This window comes from Hyella patelloides LEGE 07179, from assembly GCF_900659865.1.
Taxonomy (GTDB): domain Bacteria; phylum Cyanobacteriota; class Cyanobacteriia; order Cyanobacteriales; family Xenococcaceae; genus Hyella; species Hyella patelloides.
The window spans coordinates 1-10,216 of the sequence record NZ_LR214026.1 but is presented as its reverse complement, the minus strand read 5'-3'; the positions used below and the strand labels follow the sequence as shown (position 1 = coordinate 10,216).

At 38.8% G+C, this 10,216-nt stretch carries 12 protein-coding genes and 1 pseudogene; 4 read left to right on the top strand and 9 right to left on the bottom strand.

Going from position 1 to position 10,216, the window contains the following annotated elements; all coding sequences use genetic code 11:
- Positions 1-215: 215 nt before the first annotated feature.
- Entirely contained in the window at positions 216-782 is a 567-nt protein-coding gene (locus tag H1P_RS26990) for a thermonuclease family protein (RefSeq protein ID WP_144873503.1), read from the bottom strand.
- A gap of 155 nt (positions 783-937) precedes the next feature.
- On the opposite strand from H1P_RS26990, the gene H1P_RS26985 reads away from it, so the two are divergent.
- From H1P_RS26985 to glgA, 4 genes and pseudogenes are all read left to right on the top strand, one after another.
- Positions 938-1,798 carry a tyrosine-type recombinase/integrase gene (locus H1P_RS26985; RefSeq protein WP_144873500.1) on the top strand — a complete coding sequence of 287 codons (861 nt, stop codon included), beginning with the start codon at positions 938-940 and terminating at the stop codon, positions 1,796-1,798.
- A 132-nt stretch (positions 1,799-1,930) separates the two neighbouring features.
- Positions 1,931-2,821 carry a hypothetical protein gene (locus tag H1P_RS26980; RefSeq protein ID WP_144873497.1) on the top strand — a complete coding sequence of 297 codons (891 nt, stop codon included), beginning with the start codon at positions 1,931-1,933 and terminating at the stop codon, positions 2,819-2,821.
- A 33-nt stretch (positions 2,822-2,854) separates the two neighbouring features.
- Positions 2,855-3,286 (top strand): annotated as a pseudogene (locus tag H1P_RS39545) (hypothetical protein); the annotation flags it as partial.
- A gap of 195 nt (positions 3,287-3,481) precedes the next feature.
- Positions 3,482-4,993 (top strand): glycogen synthase GlgA, encoded by a 1,512-nt coding sequence (glgA, locus tag H1P_RS26975; protein WP_144873507.1) that lies wholly within the window; start codon positions 3,482-3,484, stop codon positions 4,991-4,993.
- Between the two features lie 169 nt (positions 4,994-5,162).
- On the opposite strand, the gene H1P_RS26970 is transcribed toward glgA, so the two are convergent.
- The 8 genes from H1P_RS26970 to H1P_RS36575 form a co-directional block, all read right to left on the bottom strand.
- On the bottom strand, positions 5,163-5,942 hold the full coding sequence (locus tag H1P_RS26970; RefSeq protein ID WP_144873494.1) for an HlyD family secretion protein: 780 nt from the start codon (positions 5,940-5,942) through the stop codon (positions 5,163-5,165).
- Positions 5,943-6,038: 96 nt separating this feature from the next.
- Entirely contained in the window at positions 6,039-6,539 is a 501-nt protein-coding gene (locus H1P_RS26965; protein WP_144873491.1) for a P-loop nucleotide/nucleoside kinase family protein, read from the bottom strand.
- The gene (locus H1P_RS26960) at positions 6,532-7,164 is read right to left on the bottom strand and encodes a class I SAM-dependent methyltransferase (RefSeq protein ID WP_144873488.1); all 633 of its coding nucleotides are present in this window, start codon (positions 7,162-7,164) and stop codon (positions 6,532-6,534) included. The genes H1P_RS26965 and H1P_RS26960 overlap by 8 nt, the downstream gene beginning before the upstream one ends.
- Positions 7,165-7,367: 203 nt before the next feature.
- The gene (locus H1P_RS37765; protein WP_222427260.1) at positions 7,368-7,625 is read right to left on the bottom strand and encodes a DUF6326 family protein; all 258 of its coding nucleotides are present in this window, start codon (positions 7,623-7,625) and stop codon (positions 7,368-7,370) included.
- A gap of 237 nt (positions 7,626-7,862) precedes the next feature.
- Positions 7,863-8,546: a MerR family transcriptional regulator gene (locus H1P_RS26950; RefSeq protein ID WP_222427259.1), complete on the bottom strand. Its 684-nt coding sequence runs from the start codon at positions 8,544-8,546 to the stop codon at positions 7,863-7,865.
- A gap of 131 nt (positions 8,547-8,677) precedes the next feature.
- Complete coding sequence (locus tag H1P_RS38555) at positions 8,678-9,259, bottom strand: hypothetical protein (RefSeq protein ID WP_246141974.1); 582 nt, start codon at positions 9,257-9,259, stop codon at positions 8,678-8,680.
- The gene (locus H1P_RS38550) at positions 9,153-9,728 is read right to left on the bottom strand and encodes a metal-dependent hydrolase (protein WP_246141973.1); all 576 of its coding nucleotides are present in this window, start codon (positions 9,726-9,728) and stop codon (positions 9,153-9,155) included. The genes H1P_RS38555 and H1P_RS38550 overlap by 107 nt, the downstream gene beginning before the upstream one ends.
- A gap of 131 nt (positions 9,729-9,859) precedes the next feature.
- Positions 9,860-10,012: a hypothetical protein gene (locus tag H1P_RS36575; RefSeq protein ID WP_222427258.1), complete on the bottom strand. Its 153-nt coding sequence runs from the start codon at positions 10,010-10,012 to the stop codon at positions 9,860-9,862.
- Positions 10,013-10,216: the final 204 nt, after the last annotated feature.

Genomic DNA, 10,216 nt, shown 5'->3' with positions numbered 1-10,216 from the left:
CGAGCCACGGCTTCAGTAGCAGGAGTACGGGGAGCAATGGGTTTAATTAAGAGTTCAAAAGTTGAGACTTCCATAAATAATAAATAGTAAGTAATGCAAGTTAACTACTTATTACTTCTGGTTTTTTTGATTGTTTTATGCGTTAATTCATAACACTTAATTAATTAAGTATCTAATTAATGCGATCTCGGCAAAGCCGAGCGATGAGGCGATCGCTATTTCTGAAACTTCCTCCAATTCCAGGGCTTCTGATACCTTCTAGAATGAACTCCTACCTTGTTATCTCTAGCTAGATTTTCGGCGATCGCTAATCCTTCTTTGTCGAGGCAGTTATCCGAATACCGTTCGTAGTGCCACGCCATACCTGCTTCTATCATTGCTGAATTTAGATGTATTTCTTGTTCGGAATTAGATTTGAGGGGTACAAACAATTCTGCTATCGTTCTACCATAGCGGTCTATGCCGACTCTAATTAAATGTACCGTTCCATTGCTCTTATCAATCAGACTTCGCAGATAGTCTCTAGCCTCAACTCCTAGTGTTTGCTTCAATTCGGGGGCATCAATTCCACAAAATCTAATCTTAAGTTCTTGATTGCCCTTGACGACTCTAAGGGTGTCTCCATCGTAGATACTGCCTGGCTTGACGCTCCATACATCGAGTTTTTTTGGCTCGACGGTAGTCGAATTAGTAGATGGCGATCGCTTATTGAACTGAGAATAACCAATTAAACCCAAACCAATGAGTAAAGCTGCACCGTTGATAAAGGTCTTAAAGTTCATTGTTTATCTGGATATCAAGTAATCTTAACTTTCCCCAAAGAGTTACTGGAAATTCACTTACTTAGTGGTATTGTTTTAGCGTGTCTCAAGAGCGATCGTTATTTCATCATTTTCAACCTTTATTTAACACAACAAAATTAGGTTTTTGTTGTGATATGACTATCAATACCTATCCGAAACTGACTGACGCGAAACAAGATACGGAGTTAATCCGATTTTGGATATCTCAAAAGTCCAAAACTACTCAAAAGACTTATATCACCATTTCTCGGCAGTTCCTCACCTTTGCGGGTAAGGAGTTAGAAGAGGTAAAACTCGAAGATATTTTATTGTGGTTGGAATCGTTTCAACTGCGGGGTAAGAGTCAGAATACGATTAATAATAAATTGGCTGCAATCAAGTCCCTGTTTAGCTTTGGGGTTAAAACTGGTTATTTACCCGCTAATCCCGCATCGATGATTAAAACTACGAAGGCTAAAGATGCTCTTAATGAAAGGATTCTACAAGCCGAAGAGGTAAAACAGTTAATTAATGAAGCTGCCCAGATGCGCGATCGCTTAATATTAGTACTTCTATATATTCTGGGTTTGCGGATATCTGAGTTAGTAGGTTTGAATTGGTCTGATTTTCAACCAACAGATGAGGCAATAGCCGTAACTATCTTTGGTAAAGGTCACAAAACCAGGACATTACTGATAACTCATCAATTGTATTCAGAACTAAAGCAGCTTCCTTCGAGTGAGAAAACCGAAGCGGTATTTTTATCTCGCTTTGGCAATCGCTTAGATCGTCATGCCATCCATCGGCTGATTAAGAAAGCGGTAGAGAAAGCTGGTATCAATCCCCATACTTCGGCTCATTGGCTGCGTCATGCTCATGCTTGCCACAGTTTGAATAATGGTGCGGGAATCGATTTGTTGATGAAGTCTTTGGGTCATAGTTCGTTGGCGGTAACTTCCAGATATCTGCACGTTAAACCCTCGGAGTGTACCAGCAAGTTTATAGATTTAAGTTAGCGATCGCTATAAGCGTATGGTAACGATTGTAAAAATATACTCCCATATCTCCTTCAAACCCTTATACTGAATTGAAAAAAGTAGTTAATGTAGTTATAGTTATCGTCAATTTTTATAAGTAATTAACAAGACATGAAGTGCAACTTGGATTCAATTATTAGTATTTTGCACCAAGTAGAATCTTGTGAAACAAATGATTCAATTGTCTTTACTAATGGAGTAGTTTATAACGGAAAATATTACCCAATTAAAGATGAAAAAGAATTTGCAATAATATATACAAATATATTGTGTATTCGTGATTATGGTCTAGCTGATGTCCGTGTTCTTCAAAAAGGACTAGCTATTGCACTAGACCGCATTACACCTAAAGGAAGTCGTTTTTTAGTCAAAGCATTAATACTTAAAGCTATAGATCGAGGATATTTTAGCGAAACAGCGATCGCTAAAGCTGGAGAATTGAAGCAGCATACTGTTAATTGTTATCTCGAACAGTTATCCAATGAACAATTTATATTAGCACCTAAAGGTTTTCCAATAACTGAAGCAGGAAAGCATGAATATCAAAGCTGTGTATTGAAATCAAAAGGAAAAGAAGCTCTAGAAGACCCAAGCTATTTAGTAGAGGAATCAAATATGACTGAACACCGCACAATTAAAACAGATGCATACTATGAACAGAGTGGAAATATTGGTATCGGTCACATGAGTGGTGGCGAGATTAAAGGTAATGCCAAAGTCGCTGGAGTTATTAATGAAGCTGAAGAACGAGATTTAGCTGAAGCAGCAGCCGAAATACAAGCTTTAATTAGACAACTAGAGCAGGATAATCCTACTAACACCACCACAGAACAAATGGTAGTAGCGACTCAAGCAATAGAACAAATAGAAAGCAATCCTACTTGGAAACAAAAAGCAATCGCAGCATTTAAACAAGGTAGTCTCAACGTGATAGAAACTCATCCTATAGGTACATTTATTATTGGAGCAATAGAAGGTTGGCAAAAACAGCAAGCAAAGTAATTTTGTGTCATATGTAGTTTCAGGAAATAGCTGATGAGTGCTGAAAATATGCCAATTGCTAACGAAGATAGTTTAGCTAAAAAGGATTGCAGTAAGCCAGAAAATAAATGTAATTCGCATTCACAGAATGGCAATTGTGGCATTAATGAGATGAAGGAGGGTCAGATTAAAGGTAATGCTAAAGTTGCGGGACGAATTGATGAGAATCATACTATACATAATTACCCACAAAATAAACCGACAATTAAAGGCACTTATAAAAATCAACACGAAGAGTTTAAGTTAGAATTTCCCCATACTGAAGAAAACTACCAAAGATTATTAAATTCATTAAAAGAAATTGCTAAAGATAGTGAATTGAGATATAGAGATATCGAAAAAAGTAGTATTAAATTTACTATTGAAGGGTCTGAAGAAGGACTTAAGAGAATTGTCAATTCTTATAATTCGGGTGAATTAACACCGATTTTAAAACAAAAATTTAATCTTGAACTTAAAGATGTCAAATTGATAGATGATAATAGTTTTGAGTTTTATAGAGAAAATCAAAAACAAAAGTCATTGGCTCTTATTGTCGCTGGCGATATCAGTCAGGCTGATATAGATATTTTAAAAGCTGCACTTATTGATACTTCAGATGATGATGCTAAAACTCAAAACTTGAGTAATCCTTTATTATTATCTAGGTACATCGTGCAAATTGCCTCCGAATGCGCTCCTGTGATCAAAGCGGGAGGTTTAGGAGATGTAGTTTACGGATTGAGCAGAGAATTAGAAAATCGTGGTAACTGCGTCGAATTAATTCTACCCATGTATGACTGCATGCGGTACGACCATATATGGGGCTTGCATGATGCTTATAAAGACCTGGGTGTACCCTGGTATGGTGGCGAAATCAAATGTGATGTTTTCTGTGGCTGGGTACACGGTAGACTTTGTTTCTTTATTCAACCTAAAAGTCAAGACCAGTTTTTTAATCGAGGCTATGTCTATGGCGGAAATGATGACCCGATGCGTTTTGCTTTCTTTAGTAAAGCAGCAATGGAATTTTTGCTTAAAAGCAATAAACGCCCTGACATTATTCACTGTCACGATTGGCAAACTGGCTTGATTCCCGTAATGCTATACGAAATGTATCAGTACTATGGAATGGAGCGTCAGAGAGTTTGCTATACCATTCACAACTTTAGACATCAGGGTAGCTGTGGGAACGAGATTTTAGAAGCCACAGGTTTAAATAGACCAGAATACTATTTTCATTACGATCGCCTGCGAGATAATTTTAATCCTTTTGCCCTCAATTTAATGAAAGGAGGAATTGTCTATTCTAATTATGTAAATACAGTTTCTCCCCACCATGCTTGGGAAGCTCGCTTTACTGACGTAGGCTATGGTTTGGGTCATACTTTAGAAATTCATCGAAATAAATTTAGCGGTATTCTCAATGGCGTAGACTATAAACTGTGGAATCCTGAATCAGACGAGCTTATTCCCTCTCAGTATGATTTAAATAATATGGCTGGGAAGGCTAAAAACAAGAAAGCGTTGAGAGAAAAATTGCTGTTACAAGATTCTGAAAAGCCCGTTATTGCCTATATCGGACGTTTGGACGAACAAAAAGGCGTACATTTAGTACATCATGCAATTTACTATGCTCTACAGCGTAATGCTCAATTTGTTCTGCTAGGTTCGGGAACTTCTACCGAGGTTAATAATCGATTCCTCCACGAAAAATATTTTCTCAACGAGAATCCCGATGTTCATTTAGAAATTGGCTTCAACGAAGAATTAGCACACCTAATTTATGCTGGGGCGGATATGATGGTTGTTCCCAGTAATTTTGAACCCTGCGGATTGACTCAGTTGATTAGTTTAAAATACGGTACAGTGCCAATTGTACGGGGTGTTGGCGGTTTACTCAGTACCGTGTTTGACCGTGACTACGATCAAGACCATGCTCCTGAAAAACGTAATGGCTATGTCTTTTATCAGCAGGATAATAAGGCTTTAGAATCTGCTATGGAAAGAGCGATCGGTTTATATTATGAGTATCCAAAAGAATTTAAACAACTAGCACAGCAAGGTATGGAATGCGATTATTCTTGGAAGAGTGCAGGCTCTCAGTACATCAATATTTACGAGCATATTAAAAATATTAAGTACGAATTTTAGAAAGTAGGGCATTCTTATCGATCTTACTTTGACCCAATTAGGTGCAATAATTTCCTCACCGACTCATCTTTGTAGATGGTTACATCGGTTAACTGCTCATTCAAGCGCATTGCAAGGCGGTTTCTTCGCGATCGCGCCCTATCTCCCACCCCTAATATCCAATGTAATCTCAATTAATATTGCGATCGCTATGATTTAGCACCTTAACCCGCCTAACCTTTCCCCTGTATGGCGAAAAAACTGATACCAAGGTTTCAAGCTCATCATTCACTTTATCTAGCTGAACCTGCAAAGAATTAACTTGCTCCTGCTGCTTCTGTAAGGCTGTCTGGTAGTCAGATACTTTAAGAGAGTGTTCGTACTGCTGTTTTTGGTAGTTGAGTTTAGCCTCATCAAGTCTTGCGATCGCCTTCTCCAAATTAATAGAAGCTTCTAACTCTCTACGCTTTAAGTTTGCTAACTCCTGAATCTTCTCTGACTCAAACACCGAGGAGTAGAAGGGGTCTTTAAAATGAAGCTGCTTATCGAAATTCTCAATCTCGCGAGTAATAACATTGAGGTTAAATTGTGCCTGTTTGAGTGCTGCTAATTCTGTCTGAAATGTAGGTATAGGAACTGGTTTGAGTTGGTTGAGGGGTAAACTGGCTTGGGCGATCGCTGTTTCCAATCTTTCCTTTTTGGCTTGTAGCTTGGCTCTGGTGGAAGTGCGATCGCTGATTATATCTCCGACATTAATTCTCTGACCTTCAGTTACTTTGAGTTCTTCTAACTGATTGAGAGTAAGAGTGATAACGTGACGGCTGTGACTGTAAGGGGTGGTAGTTTCGGTAACTGGTTCGGGTTGGTTTGCTTGGGTTTTTTCGGTGTTGGCATTAACAAGGGTAATAGCCCCAATACCCAAAGTTACATATCCCAAGAGTTTTACAACAGACCAGTTACCTTTCTTCATCGCAGTACTTAATATTGTTCTGCTTCTTTTTTAGTTTATGGATTGGGTATAGGTAAGTGATTTGAGTTTGCGATCGCTGTGTAGGAAAACACTACATCATATATTTTCTCTTTTTACTATCTGTATGTTAAAGTTTTCTTCTTCGGTAGGAGTTTGAAAGTAACTATTTACTTGATGAAAAATCTCTTCAGTATCGAAATCAGCGCGACTGGGTATGGTTTTTCTACGCTGTTCGATCTGTTTTAAACAGAGTTCGTCACTTACTTCGAGATAATATAATTTGTGCGGTATGTCATACTCGGAAAATATCTCTTTGAACCAAGCTCGTTGATTACGAGTATTACCTGGAAAATCCATAACTACGGAAATACCAGAATTTAAAAGATTTTGGACGTGCTTCTTTAATAAAGGCTTGAGACGAGAGGAATACTTTATATAGTCAGCAAATACCTTAATTTCTTCTGGGTAAATAGCCGACAACCATTCATCTTCGGACAAGAGTATTGCATTATATTCTTTCGCCAGAGAGATCGCTTTTGTCGATTTACCAGACCCCATCTTGCCACAAAAGAAAATTAGTTTTCCTTGTTTATTCATCGCTCTCAGTCTTTTTCGCTACTATAAATACTGCTTTGTTTTTGCCTGGTTGCCATTGATAATCAATCGCAAATCCCCCATCAGTTAGACTTTCAATCAAATGCTGCGTGGTAAATACCCTGACTAAGGGAAAGAAGCCCAAAGCCTTGCCAATGGGTGCGATAAGTTTAAACCAACTCATACTATCTCCTATACAAGCAGTACTGGTAACAAAAATCCCTCCTGGTTTGAGCATTTGATAAACTTTGGCGATCGCTTCTTCTTTGTTTTCTAGTAAATGCAAAATACTCAGTCCCAATACTACATCATAGGTATTAGCCTCCGCTTCTAATTCTTCAATGGTTAATTGTTCAAAAGTGACATTATCAATATCTTGTTCTTCCGCTTTACTTTTAGCAATAGCAATCATGTTCGCTGAGATATCTATGGCACGAATATGTTTAACGTAGGGTGCGTGAATGATAGCAGTTCCTCCCGTACCGCAGCCCAACTCCAGTACCTCCATGTTTGGCTTAAAGTAATCCTGAGTAACTTTTAATTTTTTCTGATACGATGCTTCATCAGCAATGGGTTGTTTGGAATATTTTTCGGCAATCTTGTCCCAAAATTTAGTAGAAGTAGTCATGGTTATCTCCTGTTATTGAATTTCTCCAAACGACAAATGATAAATGTTTTTTAGTGTTCAATGTATTCCCGCCATTTCCAAGCTAGCCAGATAATTACTGACAGAGCAATTACTTCAACTGTGGCAAAAAACAGATCGTCGAGATCCTTTTATCCCATACCAATAACTAAGGCGATCGTTATTGCACCGATAATAATGTTTGCTCAACGGTTAATTCTGTAATTTAAGATTCGAGACAGAAGAACCATCAAAATAGGAATTTCTACCACAACTGCTCCTATCAGCATGACTTCTTCAGTCACTTGAGTCCCATTGACGACTCCTGTAATTATTTCTTCTAAAAGTCCCGCTCGAAAAAACTCATGGATATCCCGAAAAATCAGGTTAAACAGTACGAATATCCATAGTGTAGAAAGTAAAGCTTTTTTATCTGTCTCAAGCTTATTGCTGCGAGAAATCATCTCGATACTCCTGATTGTCAAACAATTTTTTGGCTAATTTCCCAATTAATTTCGCGAGCGCGCAGCCCCAGCTTACGCTGTCCGCAGGTTCAGAGCTACTTCACGCTTGCAGACAGGAAACTGAATTTCCATCACGTAGTCATCATCCCCTGGCTGCTTGGGTAATTCCAGAAATACTAGCCTGACAGCACCAGCCAGATCGTAGTGATTGGCTTCTGCCCATTCAGCGATCGCACTTTAACCTAAAATTTTGGAACAATTCGCTGTCTGAGGTACAAACGTTGCCATCGTTGCTGATGCTAGCGATCGCTCTGTCCAAGTTATGTCATCATGAGTAGTCAGAGAGAAACGGTTAGCCCTATTTAGAGATTTTCCCAGTTCCATATCAATACACTCGCCTTCGATACCATCTTCGTGAAATATAATCGTTATCTGTCCGTTGTTAGCGCAGTCTCCTTTAGTTAGGGCATCCATTGCAGACCAAAAGAAATAATCAGAATCCGATTTTGATAAGACTTTACGTGCGGAAAAAAACTTTTGTTGGGGGACTTCTTTTACTATTACATCGCGAACTAGATTATCCCGATCTTGAATTTGCTTGAGACGGGATTCAATAGTGCGAATGCGTTGCAGTTCTCCCAATACCTGTTGTTCTAACTCCGCTTTTTTTAAGGACAACATCCCCTGAATTTCTGTGGGGGAAATGTCGTCTCGCACAAACCTTTGAATTTGATTTAACGATAACCCCAAATCTTTTAGTGCCAAAATGCGATTGAGTTCTGGCAATTGACTCGCGCTGTAATAGCGATGCCCGCTTTCTGGATCGATTTTGACAGGTTGAAACAGATCGATCTCATCGTAGTAACGTAACAATCGCTTAGAAACTTGGGCGATTCGAGCGTATTCCCCAATACTGTACATGATGTCTTCGTTTCTCTTTTTCTAGATATTCATCAACATAAAGGGTGACGTAACGTAAAGAGCGAAATACATGAAACAAAACTTAACAATACCACCGTAGAATCGGTGACAAAAAAGGTACGAGCATGAGCTTACCGCACTATTTTTATCTCTATACTTCCTACTGCATACTGCTCTTTAAGTAAAGCGATCGCCCTATCCCAACTACAATAATCAAACTTAACTCTACTTCCCATCAAAGAAGCCGTAGCCATCTGATTCGGTTCGATAGGTATGTTCACATCTTCGGGGAAATCAATTGCTAACTCTCCATTCAAGTAGATGTCTGCGTTGGGATAAGCCCGTTGTAATTCTTCCAGAGAAGCGATCGCACTTTCATCGTTAAAAGTTAGATTCCTAATCTCAGTAGTGGCAGCTTCCCCGACGGTGGTTGTCACCTTAGATGTAATTATCTGTTCTCCAGTCTTATAAACTCCCTTGCCATCAGTTACGACAAATTCTTTACCCTCATTACCAATAATCAAATACTTACCATCTGCCGAAGTGCGATCGCTTGCCCAGTAACCTTTAATCTCTGCATACACCTTATTAGTAGCTGCATTTTGGTTATACACTCTGACAATGCCATCTCTCAAACCGAGATTTTGCGAGACTTTCTGGGATATTCCGCCACCATTGGCTAGATAGATACCGAAGATAAGTAAGGCGATCACGAAGTGGCAGGCTTCGCCTGATCGCACTTCCTAATACCCACAACTCACCAGCACCACCAGTTTTAAGTCTCCGTCGGGGATTGCTAACGCTGATAGCCCAGGCTGGATCGGGATAAAATAGCTGTACTCCTTGCTTGGTAAAGGTATCGGAGAAACAGGCTAGGAGATGTCCGAGAGGAAGTGCGATCGCTAATTTTAGACTTATATCCCCTAGTAAAAAGCACACCAAAAAGCTAACCGCAGTAATAGCAGCCGTAGCTAATAACGAATGAGTAATTGTTCTATGTGGGTAATTATCCTCAATCCAAGAACTAATCGGAAAGAAGATTTTACCAATAGTGCTAGTAGTTGTATCAATATCTGGAAGCTGTGAGCCAATTATAGATAGTCCCAGGAGGAGAGGATCGGCAGTACCGAGTATTAAAGATGTTCCAGCAGATGCGATCGCTGCGTGAGTAATTGCAAGCATTCAAGGTAAAGAGTAGGGTTACTTTACCAGTTTGGATTGAGGAGAGGGCGATCGTCTGTTATTTGGCTCACTACATATTTATTGTTTTATTGTCTAAGGCGATCGCTCTATGAGTAATTGCCAACATGATGTTAATCTTCAATAATCTCTATTTCCTTGTCTGGAGGCATCTTATAGGTAGAAACTTGATGAATCAAACAATTTGGATATTTCAACGCTGCTTTTTGTAAAACATCTTTCCAATTTAACCCCTCAAACTTTTCCTCAATACCCACTTTTCTCACAAATTAAGTTGAAAGCCAATTTAAAGCTTAAAAGTTGAAGATTTTTTCTAATAATAGAAATTTGAGATATTGGAAAGCCAAAAATTAGGCTAAATTGTGAGAAAATTCGGTGAGAGAACCTAAAAATCCAGTCATAAAGAAAAATTGACCAGGACAAAATAAATAGTAATTAAGCAACAGCTATTTAAGAAATTATTTAATTAT

Coding starts and splice junctions, on each gene's coding strand:
- H1P_RS26970 (WP_144873494.1), bottom strand. CDS start 5,942: ATGAAGAAAGGTAACTGGTCTGTTGTAAAACTCTTGGGATATGTAACT.
- H1P_RS26985 (WP_144873500.1), top strand. CDS start 938: ATGACTATCAATACCTATCCGAAACTGACTGACGCGAAACAAGATACG.
- H1P_RS26950 (WP_222427259.1), bottom strand. CDS start 8,546: ATGTACAGTATTGGGGAATACGCTCGAATCGCCCAAGTTTCTAAGCGA.
- H1P_RS26980 (WP_144873497.1), top strand. CDS start 1,931: ATGAAGTGCAACTTGGATTCAATTATTAGTATTTTGCACCAAGTAGAA.
- H1P_RS26965 (WP_144873491.1), bottom strand. CDS start 6,539: ATGAATAAACAAGGAAAACTAATTTTCTTTTGTGGCAAGATGGGGTCT.
- H1P_RS26960 (WP_144873488.1), bottom strand. CDS start 7,164: ATGACTACTTCTACTAAATTTTGGGACAAGATTGCCGAAAAATATTCC.
- H1P_RS38550 (WP_246141973.1), bottom strand. CDS start 9,728: ATGCTTGCAATTACTCACGCAGCGATCGCATCTGCTGGAACATCTTTA.
- H1P_RS37765 (WP_222427260.1), bottom strand. CDS start 7,625: ATGATTTCTCGCAGCAATAAGCTTGAGACAGATAAAAAAGCTTTACTT.
- H1P_RS26990 (WP_144873503.1), bottom strand. CDS start 782: ATGAACTTTAAGACCTTTATCAACGGTGCAGCTTTACTCATTGGTTTG.